The following is a 17,502-nucleotide window of genomic DNA, read 5'->3' as shown; positions in this document are numbered from 1 at the left end:
CCGATGGTCCGGGCTTCACCGCGCCGCCACCGACACGCCGGTCGTTTTCTCCGCCAGCTCATCGCGCACTGCCGCCAGAATCTCATACGAGCGCAACCGCGCCGCGTGATCGAAGATGTGCGAGGTCGCGATGATCTCATCCACACCGGTGCGCTGGAGCAGTTTTTCCAGTCGGCGCTTTACCGTCAGTCGAGATCCCACGATCGCCTCGCGCAACGTGTGCCGCACCGAGGCGACCTCCTGCGGCGTCGCCACCGATTCGAGATCGTCCACCGGCGGCTGGAGTTGTCCCGGCACGCCGCGATGCAACGAAACGAATTGCTGCTGAAGCGACGTCGCCAGCCGCTCTGCCTCGACATCCGTTTCCGCCGCGACCACGCCGACGCCAACCATCGCATAAGACTCCGCGAGTTGCTCCGACGGTTTGAATTCCCGCCGGTAGATCGCCAGCGCCTCCAGCATCGAATCCGGCGCGAAGTGCCCGGCAAACGCATACGGCAACCCCAACGCCGCCGCGAGTTGCGCACTGAACAGGCTCGATCCCAGCAACCAGATCGGCACGTCTCTGCCCTCGCCTGGAATTGCCCGCACCGACTGCCCCGACATCGCCGGTTGGAAATAGCCCTGCAGCTCCAGCACATCCTGCGGAAAAGTATCTGCCGACGTATTTGCCCGCTCGCGTCGCAGAGCGCGCGCGGTGCGCTGATCGCTTCCCGGCGCTCGCCCGAGTCCGAGATCGATGCGCCCGGGATAAAGCGCGTCCAGCGTCCCGAACTGCTCCGCGATCACCAGCGGCGAATGATTCGGCAGCATGATGCCGCCCGACCCTACCCGAATGGTTTTCGTTCCACCTGCAACATAGCCGATGGCCACCGCTGTCGCGGCGCTCGCGATACCCGGCATCGAATGATGCTCGGCGAGCCAAAAGCGTTTATAGCCGAGCCGTTCGGAGTGCCGCGCCAGATCGAGCGAGTTGCGCAGCGCCTGCGTCGCATCGCTGCCTTGCGTGATGGGAGAGAGATCGAGAACCGAGAGCGGAACCATCGCGCAGCATGGCACAGGAGCCTCGATTTTCAAACGCGCTGCGCGTCCGCCAGCAAGCCCCGTTATGAGCGCCACATCTTGAGCAACCCTCCACGCACATGTACCGCCACCGTCGCATAAGCGATGAAGCCGAGGTGCCGCTTGTTACGGTACGCGAGAAACGTGCTTCGCCACGCCGGCTGGTATTTCCCCTTGAACGCAAAGAGCGATTTGTAGCCGTAAATTTTATTCAGCTTTTCGTAGAGGAATCGCACCACCCGCGTGTGCGCATCGCCCGCCTCCGGGTCCGCATTGGCCAGCGGGGCGCTCGCGAGACTAGCCTCCTCGAGGCCGCGCGACTGGAAATGCTTCAACGATTCCACGATCACGAAATCCATGATGCCGGGCATCGCATCGTGTCGGCTGCGCATGAGATCCAGGCAGCGCGCCTTGCCGCCCGCGTACGGAATCCACGTCACAAACGCCTCCACCCGCCCATCCTTGCGCTTCGCCACCGCCGCACTCCGCAACCGGATCTCCGCGGTCGAAAATGCGCCCATATCGAACGCCATCTCCGCACGCTTCCCCGTCTTGAGCCAGTCCTCCGAGATGTCCGCCAGCTGAGCTTCGATTCCGTGATCGACCGTCCCTTCGCCGGGATACCAGTGAAACGTCACGCCTTCGCGCGACGCACGATTGATCGCCGTGCGCATGTCCTGAAATTTTCTACCCGTGAGTGACCAGCCCGTCAGTGGGATGCGCGCATTTTCACCGATCTTGAATGCCGTGAATCCGAGCGCCCGATACCGCTCCAAGTGCGCTCTATCGATCTGGTAGAAAACCGGCTCCCAATCCTGCTCGTGGCAAAACTGGATAAATTCCTCCAACGCGAACGGCACGTCCTCGGCAGGCCCGATCGGATCGGCCAGCGTCACCGCGAAATTCCGCCACAACGCATACGCGACAACCGTGCGGTTGCTCGTCGGGAAAAAGAGCTGCTTGTCCGCCGCCAGCGCGAACTCGTCGAGCGGGTTGCCGCCGTGCGCGAGGATGATTTCGCGGGCGCGCGCCACCGCCGCCGGATCGGGCGGCGTGCGCATCAGCACCGGCCGCAACGCAATCAGAAGAAACGCCAGCCCGGTGAGTCCACCCGCCAGGCTTACCGAAAAAAACATCGTCTGCGCCTGCCGCGTCATCGGCCGCTGCGTGTCCGTCGACTGTAGCAGCACCAGTTCAAGAACCGTCTGCGCGGCACCGAGCCGTCCAGTGTTTCCTTCCACCTGGGAATCCACATGCCGGACGCCCAGATAGCCGAACACCAGCACCACCAGCGCCAGGACACTCAGCGGCCTCATCGCCTTCCTCAGCGAAATCGCATCCGAACGCGCCGCAAAATATTTTCGCTGCTGGATCAGTAGTGCGAATGGCACCAGCACAGCCAGCGCACGCGTCCAGTTGAAGTCCTGTCCGATGAAAAGCAGCGGGGAAATCGCCAGCACCGACGTCGCGAATAGCCAGGCGACCCGTTTTCCACGCAGCAATCCACGGCCCACGCTCAGCAGGATCACGCTCACGATCAGCAGCAGTACCTGACTCCCGAGCGCGATGTGGAAAGGCGTCCAGCGTTCCAGTTCGTCCACCATCCACTGCTCCTGCGGGAAAATCGCCGCCGTCATCGTGATCAGCCCGGCCAGGACAGCGGTAAGCGAAACCGCGATCACCCCCGGCGGCCGTTTGCGCAGCCATTTGAACAAGCCTTCGACTCCCGGGAAGATCATCGCTGGGTTCATTTCACCGCTTCCGGTATAACGGCGTCGGAAGACACAATCCACGTCATCGCATCATCCATCAGATTCAAGAAGTCCGGCCCTGCCCCCTCGAAATCGTGAAACCCGCGCGGCAGATCGAAGCGTCGCAGATTCAGCCCCAATCCATCCGCCCAGCCCGGCGTATCCAGCAAATCGTAGCGCGCATGAAACTGCGCGAGCTTTATGGATTTCAAGGTCGCCGCGAAGTCCACGAGTCCAAACGTCCCCTCGCCGCGCGGAGCCAGCCCTGCGCGATCGCTCAGCCGCAACCCATAGCGCCCTCTCGGTCCTGGCGCGACGAGCAGAAGGCCCGCAAGCCGCACCGGATGCGAACGCATCACTTCCACCGCCGCCACCGCCTGTTCCGCTCCCATCGACCAGCCACCAAAAATCACCGGCACGTCGTCCGGTTTCGCCAGCACCACACGCGCCTTCGCGAAGGCCACCAGCGCCGCGTAGTCAGCGACCAGCGTCGCCTGATCGTAGTCCTTGTCCGCGTATTTTGAAAAATCCACGCCGACCACCGCACAGGTCCCACCAAGATGCTGCGCGACGCGTTCCTCCCAATAACTCCAGCCGCCGTCACCCGATCCGAAGATCACAATCGCACGTGGCGCCGCATTCGCCGGCGCGAGAAACCGCACTTCCACTTCGCCACGTTTCAACGCGACCCGCTCGACAGATGCCTCCGCTTTTTTCGCCGGCGCTTCGGCAGAGACAACGGCCGCATCCGGCGCCGCCGTCAGGGCTGAACCGGTGAAAACGCTCAGGACAACGCAAAGGAGAAATCGGTGCATCGGGAAAATCGCCGTAACAAAGCGCGATTAAGAGGCCGTCAGTCTGCCCGTCTCCTCCAGCCGCTCGATAAAAATCCAGCACCGCTTCGCTCGCGTCTCCGATCTCTTCGCCTGCTCGATGTAGCGCACCAGCTGCCGTCGCATCGCCACGCTGTGCACCTGCCAGCGTGCCTCAAGATAGGGCCGCGCTAGAAAAACCTTCCGCATTTCCTCCGGAAGCTCCGGTTCGCGCGACGCACGATCTGCCTTTAACTCAAACGCGACCTCATCGCCTTCATCGACGCCCGCCGCGCGCAGCAACTCGACTTTGAACGCCAGCCGGTAAGCGCCGCGTTTGCCGCGCATCAAGGTGACGCGATCCTTGTCCCCATTGAAGATCAACCAGGCGTTAAGCGACGCATCGAGCGCGAGCGGAGCGACCGCGCGCTTCGGCACATCCACCCAGCGCACCAGTGCGATGCGGTAGAGTTTTCCGCGAAGCGAAACCGTCTCCGTTTTTTGTCCGGCCATCTGCGTACCCGCGGCGTCAACGAACGCCCAACGCTGCGGACTTCGACGGTGCCGAAAGCACTTCATCTAATTTCTTCAAGACCGCTGCCGCTGAATCGGTCTTCGATTGTTCACGCATTCCGGCTGCGAGAAACTTCCCCTTCGGTGAGACCAAAGCCAGAGCGGGAAAGCTGACGGAGTTCTTCGCCGACGGAACGAGCTCTGACAGGCCGCCCCACATGAACTGATCGCCGTAAGGAGCGACGATCCAGCCCGCACCGAGCGAACGCGCATAAGCACGCGCGGCCGGCGTGTCGCCTTCACTGGGAATATAAACGCGCCGCACGCGCCCCGGCTGCCGCTGCTCCAACAGATCGAGCGTCTGCTTCATGAACGGCATCGCGGCCGCGCAAAAACTGCACCCGCTGTTGCCATAATAAACCACCAGCAGCGTGTCGTCGCGAAACGCATCGGCACCGACCGGCGCGAATCCCGACGCCGTGACGACCTGCCCTTTTCGCGTCAGATAATCCGCCGTGCGTCCACGCCAGCCTTCCTTCGCCGCCTGTCCATCCGCAATGCGGCTGGCCCGCGTCACCAGATCGGTGAGTTCAGGCTCCACGAGGAATAGCTGTCCCTTGTGCTGAAAGCGGACGTTCGCGTTTTCGAAACCATAAAAATCCACCAACGTGCCTGCAGCGAATTTCCCCGAAGCGCCGAAGTCGAGCGCCTCGGTAAGCTTGATTTGATTGGGCCAGTTTTCCGAACTGGCTTTGACCTGGGCCAAGGTCAGATCAGCGGCGGTGAGTGGCAGCGAGCAGGCGGCGCAAAGCGCGGCGGCGAAAACAAACGAGGTGAAGCGTGATTTCATGACGGGAAGCGACGCGCCTACTCACCGCAGCCCGTGTGCTCTGTCAACCCGGCTGCCTTCAACAGTCGGACACTAAACATCCGCCCGGCCTCACCCCAGCAACGCGTCCTGCATCGCCCGGAACTTCAGCTCAGTTTCCGTGAATTCTTTTTCTGGCCAAGATCCAGCGACAATTCCCGCGCCCGCGTAGAGCCGCGCCGTCGCGTCATCGATCAACGCCGAGCGCAATCCGACAAAGAACTCGCCGTTCCCACGCGCATCCACCCAGCCGAGCGCACCGGCGTACAGCCCGCGCGGAAACGCCTCCAGCTCCCGAATACGCGGGACAGCCGCCGCGCGCGGCTTCCCGCCGACCGCCGGAGTCGGATGCAGTCGCGCGAGTGCGTCGAGCAGCCGCACGCCGTCCGGCAATGCCGCGCGCACAGATGTGTGGAGATGTTGCACGTTCGCCAGACGGCGCAGCGCGGGTGACGACGGGAAATCCAGTTTAACACCCAGCGGCTCCAGCCGACGCGTGATCGATTGCAGCACGAACTCATGCTCACGGCGGTCTTTCTCACTGCGAAGCAGCGCGGTGCCGAGTGCGGCATCTTCGCTCGCCGTCGCACCGCGACGAATCGAACCCGCGAGCGCTTCCGTAAGGAGCTGGCCATCGCTTACACGGAGCAACCGCTCAGGACTCGCACCAATAAAACTCTGTCCGCGCCCGTTCGCGACGGAGAACGCGTAGCAATCGGCGAAGCGCTGGCGCAGTCCGTTGAGCACACGCAACGGATGCAGCGGCTGGCTCGCCGTGATGTCCTTCGCACGCGCGAGCACGATTTTCTCGAACTCTTTCGCTTCGATCCGCTCCACCGCTCGACGTACGGACTCTGCGTAAGCGCCTTCGCCACCCACTTCGCGAATCGTCGTCGGAGTCGCTGGCGGCGCTTCTTGAAAATCGGGCGCCGAATAATCGAACGATCCAAATTTCTTGCGAGCTCGCCACACGCGCTCAGCCAGCGCTTCGAGCGGCGAGTCCGCTTCAACGAGAAGATTCGCGACCGCCGTCGTCTTCCCATTCGCAAGAGCGACCTGCCAGCGCGGCACAAAGACACTTGCCGCTTCAAATGATTCTGCCGCTTCAACCACGTCGAAGAACGAAAACGCCGTGAAGAAATGTGGACCGGAAAACGCTGCACTCTGCGGTCCGACCGCGAGCGTGTTCGCCAGCGTTTCGTCGATGAAGCGCTGACACTCCGCGAAACGCTCCAGGCCGCTCGCCGAAAATGAAAGCACCGCTTCCGCTCCCGCTACCGCGAAACCCTCGGCTGGGCGCTCGACATAAAAATGCCGCTCCCCCGGTTCAAAGATCGACTCAAGCACCGCCAGCGGATCGAGCGCATCGATCTCCAGTGAGATGCTCACAAGCTGAGCCCTGCCCGCTCGCTTTGCCGCCAGCTGACACTGCGCGAGAAACGCAATCAGCGCCTCGGGCGAAGAATTCTCGGCTGGGTTGAGCGGCAGAATCGTCATTTCAATTTAACCACGGAGGCACAGAGGACACAGAGAAAATCCATTCACGCGTTCGACAGGCTTGGTCCGACCTCTGTGTCTCTGTGGTTCAAATAAACTTCCGATCACTTCTTCTCTGCCGCCGGCTTCTCCGGACGCGGGAAGAGGATCGCCGTCTCCGCGACCTTCTTGCCCGTGAGGCGTGTGCTCCACGTGAGTTCATCTTTCCAAACCGCACCTGGCTCGTAACCGAGCACGCCGTTAATTTTCTGCGCGGTCGACGGCATCACGGCGGGCAGCAGCGCGGTCGCGAGCCGCAGCGCTTCCGCGATCGTGGCGAGCGTTGTCTTCAGCAGTGCCTGATCTTTCGCATCGGTCGATTTGCCGAGTTTCCACGGTGCGCGTTTCTCGATGTACGCATTCGTCGCAGTGACGAACGCGAACGTCCGCTCCAGCGCGATGTGGAATTGGAAGCCGTCGTAGAGCCCGAGGACTTCGTCGCGGGTTTTGTCCCACAGACGCTGCAACTCCAGTTCGACTTCATCCTGCGTTTCTGCCGCGGGGATGACGCCGCCGGCGAAGCGGTTCGTCATGTTGAGCGTGCGGTTGACGAGGTTGCCGAGGTTGTTGGCGAGTTCGGCGTTATAGCGCGCGAGGAACTGCGTCTGCGAAAAATCGCTGTCCTGACCGACGCTCATTTCGCGAATCATGAAGTAGCGCAGCGCATCGACGCCGTACTGGTCGGCGAAAGCCATCGGCTCGACGAAATTGCCCGTGCTCTTGGACATCTTGGCGCCGTTGATCGACCACCAGCCGTGCGCGAGCAGCGACCTCGGTGGCTCGATGCCGCAAGCCTTGAGCATGATCGGCCAGTAAACCGCGTGCGGCGGCACGAGGATGTCTTTGCCGATCACATGGAAATCCGCGGGCCAGAACTCCGGCTTGTCTATCACGGCCGTGTAGTAGTTCACCAGCGCGTCGAACCAGACGTACGTCACGAAATTCTCGTCGAACGGCAGCGTGATGCCCCACTCCAGACGCTCGCGCGGACGCGAGATGCAGAGGTCGTTGAGCGGCTCGGCGAGAAACTCCAACACCTGCTTCTGGCGGTAGCGCGGGAAGACGAAGTTCTCGTTCTTCTTCAGATGCTCGATGAGCCAGCTCTGGTACTGCTGCAGTTTGAAGAAGTAATTCGACTCGGTGATCTCGGTGACTTCACCGAAAATCTCCGGCCACGAGCCGTCGGGATTGCGGTCCTTGTCCTGCAAGAACTGCTCCTGACGCGTGGAATAAAAGCCTTTGTACTCAGCCTTGTAGATCTCGCCCTTGTCGAAGAGCTGCTGGAGCAACTGGCGCACGACCTTCTTGTGCCGCTCTTCCGTGGTGCGGATGAAGTCGGTATTCGAGATATCGAGCTTCGCGCACATCGCGCGGAATTCCTGCGAAACCTCGTCGCAGAACTGCTGCGGCGGCACGCCTTTTGCCTTCGCGCTTTGCTGGACCTTCTGGCCGTGCTCGTCGACGCCGGTGAGAAAGAAAACGTTGTCGCCCATCATCCGCCGGTACCGGGCAATGACGTCCGTCAGCACCTTTTCGTAGGCATGGCCCAGGTGTGGCGAACCGTTCACATAGTCGATCGCGGTCGTGATGTAGAAGTTTTTCATGGACAGAACGGCCTAAGAAAACTGCCTCCCGGCAAAAGTCGAAATGTTATGAAAGCCGCTCCAAACGAGCGCGATGCTTGCCGCCGTCGCCGTCGCAGTCGTACAAAACTCCCTGATCCGGCCGCCCCTTCCGCGCATACATGAACAGCCTCGCCCGCCTCCTCGGCCTCGCCCTCGTCCTGCTGCTCCTCTTTCTCGGAGCGCTGACGTTCGCCCAGCAGTGGTTGCACAGTCACCACGAACGCGTCCGCACGGAAACCATCGCCACCAAAGAAGCCCAATTCGACTCGCTGATCGCGCTCTCCAACATCGGATCGTCGCCATGGTCGGATGAAAAAATCCGCGAACTCTCCACAGCCTTGGGCGCGACGATCACCGTCAACGCCGAGCCGCCCGCGTCGCCATCGCCCGCTTCTGCTTCCGCCGCCGCTTCAGTGTCCTCACGCAAATCCAGCCGCTGGGAATTCACGCACGATTTCCCCGCTTCCGAAAACCGTGCCGCGTCCCGCGTGACCGTGCGCTTCACGCCGCCCGCCGTGCTTCACCTTGTTTCGCTCTATCAACAGAGCGCGATGATGCTGCTCTTCATCGCACTCGGGCTCACGCTCGCGTTGGTCGCGGCCATCGTTTTTTCCGTCCGCGCGCGCAACAACGGCAGTCTCGACGCTTCTTCGACGCACGCCGACATGCGCAGCCTCACGCACCTCGCCCAGGTCTCCGCGCGCCAGGGCACCGAACTCGAACGCGAGCGCAACGAACGTCTCCGCGCCGAGGAGGACGCGCATTTCCAACAGACACTTCTCAACCGCGCCTTGGAGGAAAAAATCCGTCTCGGTCACGATCTGCACGACGGCATCATACAATCGCTCTACGCCGCCGGCCTCACGGTCGAGGCCGCGAAAAATCTCCTCGCGACCAATCCCGCCGAGGCCACGCGCCAGCTCGAAGCCGGCGTATCCGCCATCAACGTCACCATCCGCGAGGTGCGCGGCTACATCGCGGGTCTCTCGCCCGAGAGTCTGCGCCAGCAGAGTTTCGGCGACGCCGTCCGCTCGCTCACGCAGACGCTCGATGCCGGCCGCGCCGCGACTTACGATCTGCGCATCGACGACGAAGCCGCCGCCACACTCGGCGAAGAACCCATCGCCCACCTCCTCCAGATCACTCGCGAGGCCGTGAGCAACGCGCTCCGCCACGGCGCCGCCACGCAGATCACCGTTCGCCTGCACCGCGCCGGTGGCGAGATCTGCCTCCTCGTGCAGGACAACGGCCGCGGTTTCGCCGTCACCGGTTCGAGCGGCGGCGGACACGGTCTCGGCAACATGCGCGCCCGCGCCGAACGCCTCGGCGGCAAACTCCAGTTTTCCAGTTCGCCCGGCCAGGGCACACGTCTTCTCCTCACCTTCGCTCCGCCCTCCCTTCCCGCATGAGTGCTTCACGCCCGCCCGCCCTCAAACTCCTGCTCGTCGACGACAGCGAACTCGTCCGCATGGGCCTGCGCGCCCTCCTCGCCGCCGAACGCGCGATCCAGATCGTCGGCGAAGCGGGCTCGGTCGCCGCAGGCGTCGATGCTGTAGTGAAGTTTCATCCCGACGTCGTGTTGATGGATATTCGACTGCCCGACGGCATGGGCTTCGATGCGTGCCGGAAAATCCTCCAAAAACTCCCCGACACGAAGATCCTCTTCCTGACCTCCGTCGTGGACGATCACCTCGTCGATGAAGCGATCCGCTCCGGCGGACACGGTTATCTCCTCAAGGAAATCAACGGCCGCGGTCTCGTGCAGGCCGTGCTCGATGTCGCCGCCGGCAAATCGATTCTCGATCCGGCAATCACCGCACGCGTGATGAAACTCGTGAAGACCGGCGGCCCCGGCAACGACGTGCTCACCTCGCTTTCCCCGCAGGAAAAACGCGTCCTCGCGCTCATCGCCGAAGGAAAAACCAACAAGGAAGTCGGCGCCGACATGAACCTCAGCGAGAAGACAGTCAAAAACTACCTCGCGAACATCTTCGACAAACTCGACGTCAACCGCCGCTCCCAAGCGACGGCGCTGTACGTGCAGCATAAGAAAACGGATCACGGGCTGTGACCAACCCCACGCGCTAATTCATGAGCACGATAGCCAAGTACGAGATGCCGGACGCTCCTGAGCGTGGCCTTAAATGGAAGGAAATAGTTTTCGTTCCGGTTTTTGTGTCCGGACTTTTATTGGCATTTTTGGCGTTTTCGAAATGGCGTGATCCAAGTCGTGATCTTGAGCGTTCCCATTTGTACAAAATCGCTTTTTCCCATCCTGCCATCACAGCAATAACTGGGAGTCCTACTGACGCATCCTTTGCTCTCATCTCCAAAGAAGAACGCCGCTTTTTCAGCAAGAATGTGCCCGAGGATTGGAAACGAAGAAAAGAAGGTGACTCTGTTAACGGCACGGCCCGTATGTTTATCATAGGCAAATCAGACGGAGGTATCTTCACCATAACATACCGGTACACGCTCTCCTCAGATTCTTTCGTCGTAGTGCATATCGAAAGCCTCGGCCAACGAATCAAAGTAGGTGGAGATGAACACTCCTCATAAAGTATCCTCAGGCATCGATTGGAGGCACGACGCAGATTCACGCCTCCAATGAACTGAAATTAGGCTACGCTCGGTTGAGCATGACAAGCGGCGTCGCCGCTATTGCCGAACTCAAGTTTCGGAAGGTGGAGCGGGCGCTCCGCGCACGCTGAGCGATGTCGAAGATCACACACGATGAATCGCGGTCTCCTCTCGAACAGCGCGCCGGGACGGCGCGCTCCACCTCGGACTTTATGAATGTAGGCAGCCTGCTTGCAGGCACGGTTCGGAGCGCGAGCAAGCTCGCTGACCTACACAACAGACTCAGTTCAGCACCACCAGCGGCGTCTCCGCGCGACGTCGCGACGGCAGTGACATCACGAGGACCTTCGCCGGAGCGTTACCGCTATTGCGGATCTCAAGCGAACGGCCGGCCGGGACTACGAGCGTGTCGTCGGTCTGCAAAATGTGGTTGGCCGCGGAGAACGCGGCGGTGATCACGCCTTGGGCGACGTAGATGACGCGTTCGACGGACGAGGTCTCAGGCTCGAGCTCTGAGCCCGGTCCGATCAGTGTGAGCGAGCCGTTGAGCTCGCCGGCGTTGAGGACGTTTTTGGACATGCGCCACTTGGTGTCGTTGGGTGGATTGGCTGCGGTATTCATGATCATTCGATGGTTTGGTTTTTGTTTATGAGTTCGCGGAAACGACGGCCTCCGCAGGTTGGGTTACGCGTTCGATGCGCAGACGGCGGACGCCGCCAGGCATCTCCCACGCAAATTCATCGCCCTCGGAAAAACCGAGTATCGCCGTGCCGAGTGGCGCGAGCAGGGAAAGTTTTCCGCGGGCCGCATCGGCTTGCTCGGGTAGCGTGAGCGTGAAGCGGTCGAGGTCGCCCGATTCGAGATCGCGCACATCCGCGGTCGAACCGACGCCGACGATATGCGGCGGCAGTTCGGGGAGCACGACGGCGCGCTCGAGTTCGCCGCGCAGCTTCTCGATTACCTTGGCCGAGCGTTGATCGCTGCGGAGTGCGGAGAGGAGGAGCTGGATGCGGGTGTAGTCGGATTGGGAAATGTGGATGGGTTTTGTGTTCATGAGTGGATGAGGTTGAGGGTGGAAACGGGTTCGCTGCCGGCCGGTGTTTCGTCGGCGTTGAGCGAGGAAAAATCTGCAGACGTGAGTCCTACGGCGGGAACGCGCAGCAGCGGCTCCAGATGCTCGACCGAACTCACGCCGAGCACGGGCGCGGTCACAGCCGGGTCGGCCAGCACCCACGCGAGCGCCGTCTGCGGCAGCGTGAGTTGATGACGCGCCGCGATCTCGGTGAGCCCGGCGCGTAGTCCGCCGACATCGACGCCTGCAAACTGACGCTGCAGACGGCGCGCGCGCGTGGTGGAAAGTCCATGGCGACCGGAGTCAGCACTCGCGAGCAAACCGCCCGCGAGCGGCGAACGCGCGAGAAACCCGAGCCGGTAATCGTGACAAAGCCGGAGCTGCTCGAGTTCGCTGCGAGAATTGGCTAGCAGCGAAAAATCTGCCTGCAACACCTCGAAGCGATCGACATCGCGCTGCGCCGAACGATGCAGCGACTCCATTAGCCGCCACGCCGGAAATCCCGACGCGCCGAGATAGCGCACGAGCCCCGCACGCTTCAGCCGGCTGAGCACAAAAAGAACGTCATCCATCAACGGAAGATTTTCGCTCCACTCGATCATGATCAGATCGAGGTGATTCGTGCGGAAGCGTCCCAGCGACGACTCGCAGCAGCGGCGGATATAGCTTTCGAGCGTGCCCGCGCCGTGCGGACGGGCGTTGTGGATCACGATGCGAGTCGCGAGAAACAATTCCTCGCGCGGAATCATCCGATCGCGCCACCAGCGTCCGACAAACTCCTCGCTCGCCTCGGCGACGGCAGGGATCGCGTCATCCGGTTCACAGACCGCGGAAGCCTGAATAAAGTTTCCGCCAGCGGCGCGATAAGCATCGAGCAACGCCCAAGCCTGCTTTTCGCCGACGCTCCAGCCAAAGTTGAGTGTACCGAGACAGAGCTCCGACACGCGCAGCCCGGTGCGGCCGAGTACACGCTGATTCATGACAGCACCTCCGAAGAAGCGCCGATGCCAGCGAGGGTTGAAACGAGTGGAGAAAACGGCCCACACGGGCGCGCAGAGCGGTGAAGGATCGACATGAGTTGAGCGAGTTCGAGGCGGACGAAAGCCATCGCTTCCCCTTCGGGGATTACGCGATGGCGCGGACTGAGTTTGTTGAAAACACGCACTCAGCCAAAGTGGCGCGGAGGCGTGGGTGGAGAAATCACGACGCGAATCAGCGCATCAGTGATTTCAGATTTGTCCCCGGTGCTCGCTCAGTTCTGGCGAGCTCTTCGCGAAACAATAGCGCGGAGGAAACTCGTCAGCTCGCGGCACCGGGAGCACCCGGTGTGACCACGTGGTCCATGCAATGAACATGGAATCGGGGATATTTTTCGCGAAGCATCATGGGGAACGTTGGGAAACAATTTCCGCGCTCAGATAAGTCAAGCGGTGGTAATATTTATACGCGCGAAAGTATTATCCCCCTCAAACTATTTTTCAATTTTAGAGCCAGACCTCTGATCCAGCTCTACGAAGAAACAAACTCAGCGCACCGCGTGCTCGCGGATGAAGGCTTTGATCGTGGCGGGATCGGCGACGATCTTGTGCTTCACGAGCGGCTTGGCTTTGAGGACTTCGAGACTCGGGTGCGTCGGCTCGGTGCCGATGGCTTTGATGATCGTCTCGGGGAATTTCGCCGGGCTCGCCGTGGAGAGAATCACACTCGGGCGGTCCGTCTTGATGTCCTTGAAGCCGCACGCGGTGTGCGGATCGGCGATGTAGCCGTACTTCCGGTAGACATCTTTGATGATGCCAGGAATCTCGGCATCGGTGCAGCGCGAGGCGTCGAAGGAGTCCTTGTCGAAATTCGCGAACGTGTAGCGACCGGTCGTCTTGAAAGTCTGCATGACCTCGCGGACTTTCGCGCCGTCGCGGCCAACGTTGAAATAGAGGAAGCGCTCGAAGTTCGACGCGACCTGGATGTCCATCGATGGCGCGAGACTCGCACGCACGTCGGACACTGCGTATTCGCCAGTCGTGAAGAGGCGGTAGAGAATGTCGTTCTGATTGGTCGCGACGCGGAAGCCGCGGATCGGCACACCCATTTTCTGGAGCATCCAGCCGGCGAGAACATTTCCAAAATTACCCGTGGGGACGACGAACTCAGCCTCTTCGCGCTGCGCGGCGGGAAGACGGAGGAACGCGCTCAAGTAGTACACGCACTGGGCGAGCACACGGGCGAGATTGATGGAGTTCACCGCGGAGAGGCGGAATTGCTTCCGGAAATCCTGATCGCCGAAGACGTCCTTCAACGCGTTCTGCGCGTCGTCGAAGGTGCCGTCGATCGCGAGGGCGAAGACATTGGCCGCGCCGGTGCAGGCCATCTGGCGCTCCTGAAGCGGCGAGGTGCGGCCGTCGGGATAGAGGATGAAAATCGCGGTGCCGGGTTTACCGAGCAGGCCGTGGATCGCAGCGGAGCCGGTGTCGCCCGAGGTGGCGCCGAGGACATTGATCGTCTCACCGCGCGTGCGGCACTGGTATTCGTAGAGATTGCCGAGGAGCTGGAGCGCGAAGTCTTTGAACGCGAGGGTCGGCCCGTGGAAGAGTTCGAGGACGTGCAGTTTTTCGCTGAGCTGTTTCAGCGGTGCGATGTCGGGATGCGAGAAGGTCGTGTACGATTTCGCGATGATCGCGCGCAGCGTTTCTTGAGGGATGTCGGTCGCGAAGACCTTGAGGAATTCGAAACAGAGTTCGGGGTAGCTCAGTTTCTCGAAGCGTTTCAGATCGTTCGCAAACGACGGCAAAGTCTCGGGCAGAAACAACCCGCCATCCGGCGCGAGCCCGGTGGCAACGGCGTCGCTGAAACCAAGAGCAGGAGATTGTCCGCGAGTAGAAATGAAACGCATAGGAAAGGGTGATTAAGCAAAATGCCGGATCGGGGCGTGAGCTCCGTCCGGCATTTTTTGAGAAACGTTAGCCGTTTAAGAAGCTCACAGCTGATCCAGCTGGAACGCGGCGTGGGCGGCGCGGGCGGCGGTCTCAGCGTGGGCCTGGTCGATTACGACGGAGATTTTGATCTCGGAGGTCGTGATGAGCTCGATGTTCACGTTCGCATCGGCAAGCGCCTGGAAGAGCGTGGCGGCGACACCGGAGTGCGTCTTCATGCCGACACCAACGACAGAGAGTTTTGCGATGCCTTCATGGATCGCGAGCTGACCTCCACCGACTTCATCGAGAACGGGTTCGAGCGCTTTCTGGGCTTTGTGCGTATCGGTCTGCGGAACGGTGAAGGTGAGGTTCGCGATGCCGTTGCGGCCCACGTTCTGGACGATCATGTCCACGATGATGCTGGCGTCGGCGAGCGCGCGGAAAACTTTCGCGGCTGAACCAGGTTTATCCAGGATGTTGCTGACGATGACTTTTGCTTGGTCCTTATCGACGGCGACTCCACGCACGACGACCTTTTCCATGTAGGCGACTTCTTCTTTCACGATGGTTCCTGGGTTATAGTTGAACGATGAGCGGACCTCGAAAACGACTCCGAACTTTTTGGCGAATTCGACCGAGCGGCTTTGCATGACCTTCGAGCCGGATGAGGCGAGTTCAAGCATTTCGTCGTATGAAATCTCGGTGAGCTTTTTCGCGGTCTTCACGACGCGCGGATCGGCCGTGTAAACGCCGTCAACGTCGGTGTAGATCTCGCACTTGTCCGCCTTGAGCGGAGCGGCGAGCGCGATGGCGGTGAGGTCGGAGCCGCCGCGACCAAGCGTGGTGATCTGGCCTTCGGCGTTCACGCCTTGGAAACCGGCGACGATGACCACTTTGCCTGCCTTGAGGTCTTTCTCGATGGAGGCGGGGTTGATCGCCTGGATCTTGGCGCGGGTGTGGACTTTGTCGGTGAAAATGCCGGCCTGACCGCCGGTGTAGCTGACGGCGGGAACGCCGAGGCCGTGCAACGCCATGGCGACGAGGGCGATCGTCTCCTGTTCGCCGATGGAGAGAAGCATGTCCATCTCGCGCTCGCTGGGGTGCGGCGTGACGGCTTTCGCGCGGGCGATGAGCTCGTTGGTCACACCGGCGCGGGCCGAAACGACGACAACGATCTCGTTGCCCTCGTCGCGGTTGAATTTGATGCGCTCAGCGACCTTTTTGATGCGTTCGACGTCACCGACTGAGGTGCCGCCGTATTTTTGGACGATGCGTGCCATGGATAGAGTCTGTGAGGAAAAAACAGGATGCCGCGGTACGGCGAGCGGAATTTGGAATGAATTGGACGGCGAGGGACGCCCTTTCTTTGTAGGCCAGCGTGCTTGCACGCGCTCTGCGGAGATTCGGAGCGCGTGCAAGCACGCTGGCCTACAGGGGGAAATCTTACTCCGCGAAGTCGCCAATACGCAGGAGCAACGGTGCCTCCACGACGCTCGGGAGGCGGGCGAGATCGGCGAGGGTTTCGCGGATCGCGTGCTCGTTGCTGAGGTGCGTCGTCAAAATCAACGAGGCAGTCCCCTCCTCTGCCACTTCGGGCTGCGTGACGCTGGCGATGCTCACCTTGTGGTTAGCCATGACCGTGGCGATCTGGGCGAGGACGCCCGGCTCGTCTTTGACGAGCGTGCGGACGTAGTAGCGGCCAGTGATTTTTTCGAGCGGGGCGAGCGACGGTGGCTGGCTCGATGCGTAACTGGAAGACCCGGGGATCGACGGCACGGCTTTGCCCGTAGCGAGAATCGCTGCGGCATCGACGATGTCGCTGATCACGGCGCTGGCGGTCGCGTCGCGCCCCGCGCCGCGACCTATGTACGTGGTCGTGCCGACGACGTCGCCGGTCACGGAGACGCCGTTGAAGACGCCGTTGACGCTCGCGAGAACACGTTCCTCGGGGATCAGTGTTGGATGGACGCGGACGAAGAGCTGATTGGCGGCGAAGTCGCGCGTGATGACGGCGAGGAGCTTGATGCCGTAGCCGAGCGCGGCGGCGTGTTTCAGATCGGCTTGGGTGATCTTGGCGATGCCCTCGACGATCATTTTATCCGTCTTGATCCACACGCCGTGCGCGAGGAATGCGAGGACCGAGGCTTTGTGCGCGGTGTCCCAGCCATCGACATCGAGCGACTCGTCCGCCTCGGCGTAGCCCAGGCGTTTCGCGTCGGCGAGGATCGTGGCGTACGGCGCGCCTTCCTGCACCATCCGAGTGAGGATGTAGTTACAGGTGCCGTTGAGGATGCCGTAGATCTGGGTGAAACGATTCGCGACAAGGCCTTCGCGGAGGGCCTTGATGATGGGAATGCCGCCGGCAACAGAGGCTTCGAAGAGCAACTGGCCGCCGTGTTTGCGGGCGGTCTCGAAAAGTTCTGCGCCGTGATCGCAAAGCAGAGCCTTGTTGGCCGAGACAACAATCGCTCCGCGCTTCAGTGCTGCGAGCGTGACTTCGCGTGCGAGCGTGGTGCCACCGATGAGTTCGCAGACAATCGCGAGGGACGGATCATTGGCGATGGAGAGCGCGTCGCCGGTGATCTTGTCGGCCGGAATGGCGACATCACGAGCGCGCTTGAGATCGCGGACGGCCGCGCGGGCGAGTTCGAGCTTCACGCCAAGCCGCGCTTCGAGATCGGTTCGTGCGCGCTCAAGGTGCTGCCAGACGCCTTGTCCGACGGTGCCGAAGCCGCAAAGGCCGATCTTGATGGTCTTGGGTGTGCTCATGAAAA

General features: G+C 61.4%; 16 protein-coding genes. 3 read left to right on the top strand and 13 right to left on the bottom strand.

The genetic code is table 11. The features are described from left to right. Positions 1 to 15: 15 nt before the first annotated feature. The 7 genes from CMV30_RS17805 to metG form a co-directional block, all read right to left on the bottom strand. Entirely contained in the window at positions 16 to 1,044 is a 1,029-nt protein-coding gene (locus tag CMV30_RS17805) for an LLM class flavin-dependent oxidoreductase (protein ID WP_096057279.1), read from the bottom strand. Positions 1,045 to 1,106: 62 nt separating this feature from the next. Next, positions 1,107 to 2,801, bottom strand: a complete 1,695-nt coding sequence (locus tag CMV30_RS17800) for a bifunctional lysylphosphatidylglycerol flippase/synthetase MprF (RefSeq protein ID WP_175414947.1) — start codon at positions 2,799 to 2,801, stop codon at positions 1,107 to 1,109. An 8-nt stretch (positions 2,802 to 2,809) separates the two neighbouring features. Beyond that, the gene (locus CMV30_RS17795; RefSeq protein ID WP_096057277.1) at positions 2,810 to 3,628 is read right to left on the bottom strand and encodes an AcvB/VirJ family lysyl-phosphatidylglycerol hydrolase; all 819 of its coding nucleotides are present in this window, start codon (positions 3,626 to 3,628) and stop codon (positions 2,810 to 2,812) included. Between the two features lie 27 nt (positions 3,629 to 3,655). Further along, positions 3,656 to 4,138, bottom strand: a complete 483-nt coding sequence (locus CMV30_RS17790) for a YdeI/OmpD-associated family protein (protein WP_175414946.1) — start codon at positions 4,136 to 4,138, stop codon at positions 3,656 to 3,658. A gap of 16 nt (positions 4,139 to 4,154) precedes the next feature. Then, positions 4,155 to 4,988 carry a TlpA family protein disulfide reductase gene (locus CMV30_RS17785; RefSeq protein WP_096057275.1) on the bottom strand — a complete coding sequence of 278 codons (834 nt, stop codon included), beginning with the start codon at positions 4,986 to 4,988 and terminating at the stop codon, positions 4,155 to 4,157. Between the two features lie 90 nt (positions 4,989 to 5,078). Beyond that, positions 5,079 to 6,395, bottom strand: a complete 1,317-nt coding sequence (locus CMV30_RS17780) for an isochorismate synthase (protein ID WP_245844315.1) — start codon at positions 6,393 to 6,395, stop codon at positions 5,079 to 5,081. A gap of 212 nt (positions 6,396 to 6,607) precedes the next feature. Further along, complete coding sequence (gene metG / locus CMV30_RS17775; protein WP_096057273.1) at positions 6,608 to 8,146, bottom strand: methionine--tRNA ligase; 1,539 nt, start codon at positions 8,144 to 8,146, stop codon at positions 6,608 to 6,610. Positions 8,147 to 8,286: 140 nt separating this feature from the next. Here metG and CMV30_RS17770 point away from each other — a divergent pair, with 140 nt between their 5' ends. The 3 genes from CMV30_RS17770 to CMV30_RS19620 are packed head-to-tail and all read left to right on the top strand — an operon-like array spanning position 8,287 to position 10,726. Continuing rightward, positions 8,287 to 9,576, top strand: a complete 1,290-nt coding sequence (locus CMV30_RS17770) for a sensor histidine kinase (RefSeq protein ID WP_096057272.1) — start codon at positions 8,287 to 8,289, stop codon at positions 9,574 to 9,576. Beyond that, complete coding sequence (locus CMV30_RS17765; protein ID WP_096057271.1) at positions 9,573 to 10,238, top strand: response regulator; 666 nt, start codon at positions 9,573 to 9,575, stop codon at positions 10,236 to 10,238. Before CMV30_RS17770 ends, CMV30_RS17765 begins: the two co-directional genes overlap by 4 nt. Before the next feature lie 20 nt (positions 10,239 to 10,258). Beyond that, on the top strand, positions 10,259 to 10,726 hold the full coding sequence (locus tag CMV30_RS19620; protein ID WP_138223372.1) for a hypothetical protein: 468 nt from the start codon (positions 10,259 to 10,261) through the stop codon (positions 10,724 to 10,726). Positions 10,727 to 11,029: 303 nt separating this feature from the next. On the opposite strand, the gene CMV30_RS17760 is transcribed toward CMV30_RS19620, so the two are convergent. The 6 genes from CMV30_RS17760 to CMV30_RS17735 form a co-directional block, all read right to left on the bottom strand. After that, positions 11,030 to 11,368 (bottom strand): cupin domain-containing protein, encoded by a 339-nt coding sequence (locus CMV30_RS17760; protein WP_175414945.1) that lies wholly within the window; start codon positions 11,366 to 11,368, stop codon positions 11,030 to 11,032. A gap of 25 nt (positions 11,369 to 11,393) precedes the next feature. Then, positions 11,394 to 11,801, bottom strand: coding sequence for a GreA/GreB family elongation factor (locus CMV30_RS17755; RefSeq protein WP_096057269.1), 408 nt, complete (start codon positions 11,799 to 11,801; stop codon positions 11,394 to 11,396). Further along, on the bottom strand, positions 11,798 to 12,799 hold the full coding sequence (locus tag CMV30_RS17750; protein WP_096057268.1) for an aldo/keto reductase: 1,002 nt from the start codon (positions 12,797 to 12,799) through the stop codon (positions 11,798 to 11,800). The genes CMV30_RS17755 and CMV30_RS17750 overlap by 4 nt, the downstream gene beginning before the upstream one ends. 545 nt (positions 12,800 to 13,344) lie before the next feature. Next, positions 13,345 to 14,706 (bottom strand): threonine synthase, encoded by a 1,362-nt coding sequence (gene thrC / locus CMV30_RS17745; protein ID WP_096057267.1) that lies wholly within the window; start codon positions 14,704 to 14,706, stop codon positions 13,345 to 13,347. Positions 14,707 to 14,790: 84 nt separating this feature from the next. Next, a complete protein-coding gene (locus CMV30_RS17740) occupies positions 14,791 to 16,008 on the bottom strand; it encodes an aspartate kinase (RefSeq protein ID WP_096057266.1) in 1,218 nt (405 codons plus the stop codon). Between the two features lie 163 nt (positions 16,009 to 16,171). Next, entirely contained in the window at positions 16,172 to 17,497 is a 1,326-nt protein-coding gene (locus CMV30_RS17735) for a homoserine dehydrogenase (RefSeq protein ID WP_096057265.1), read from the bottom strand. Between the last annotated feature and the right edge of the window lie 5 nt (positions 17,498 to 17,502).

The sequence above is a fragment of the Nibricoccus aquaticus genome, assembly GCF_002310495.1.
Lineage (GTDB): Bacteria > Verrucomicrobiota > Verrucomicrobiia > Opitutales > Opitutaceae > Nibricoccus > Nibricoccus aquaticus.
The sequence above is the reverse complement of the archived record's forward strand: the minus strand, read 5'-3'. Positions and strand labels throughout refer to the sequence as shown.

Coding starts and splice junctions, on each gene's coding strand:
- CMV30_RS17805 (WP_096057279.1), bottom strand. CDS start 1,044: ATGGTTCCGCTCTCGGTTCTCGATCTCTCTCCCATCACGCAAGGCAGC.
- CMV30_RS17800 (WP_175414947.1), bottom strand. CDS start 2,801: ATGATCTTCCCGGGAGTCGAAGGCTTGTTCAAATGGCTGCGCAAACGG.
- CMV30_RS17795 (WP_096057277.1), bottom strand. CDS start 3,628: ATGCACCGATTTCTCCTTTGCGTTGTCCTGAGCGTTTTCACCGGTTCA.
- CMV30_RS17790 (WP_175414946.1), bottom strand. CDS start 4,138: ATGGCCGGACAAAAAACGGAGACGGTTTCGCTTCGCGGAAAACTCTAC.
- CMV30_RS17785 (WP_096057275.1), bottom strand. CDS start 4,988: ATGAAATCACGCTTCACCTCGTTTGTTTTCGCCGCCGCGCTTTGCGCC.
- metG (WP_096057273.1), bottom strand. CDS start 8,146: ATGAAAAACTTCTACATCACGACCGCGATCGACTATGTGAACGGTTCG.
- CMV30_RS17770 (WP_096057272.1), top strand. CDS start 8,287: ATGAACAGCCTCGCCCGCCTCCTCGGCCTCGCCCTCGTCCTGCTGCTC.
- CMV30_RS17765 (WP_096057271.1), top strand. CDS start 9,573: ATGAGTGCTTCACGCCCGCCCGCCCTCAAACTCCTGCTCGTCGACGAC.
- CMV30_RS19620 (WP_138223372.1), top strand. CDS start 10,259: ATGAGCACGATAGCCAAGTACGAGATGCCGGACGCTCCTGAGCGTGGC.
- CMV30_RS17760 (WP_175414945.1), bottom strand. CDS start 11,368: ATGAATACCGCAGCCAATCCACCCAACGACACCAAGTGGCGCATGTCC.
- CMV30_RS17755 (WP_096057269.1), bottom strand. CDS start 11,801: ATGAACACAAAACCCATCCACATTTCCCAATCCGACTACACCCGCATC.
- CMV30_RS17750 (WP_096057268.1), bottom strand. CDS start 12,799: ATGAATCAGCGTGTACTCGGCCGCACCGGGCTGCGCGTGTCGGAGCTC.
- thrC (WP_096057267.1), bottom strand. CDS start 14,706: ATGCGTTTCATTTCTACTCGCGGACAATCTCCTGCTCTTGGTTTCAGC.
- CMV30_RS17740 (WP_096057266.1), bottom strand. CDS start 16,008: ATGGCACGCATCGTCCAAAAATACGGCGGCACCTCAGTCGGTGACGTC.
- CMV30_RS17735 (WP_096057265.1), bottom strand. CDS start 17,497: ATGAGCACACCCAAGACCATCAAGATCGGCCTTTGCGGCTTCGGCACC.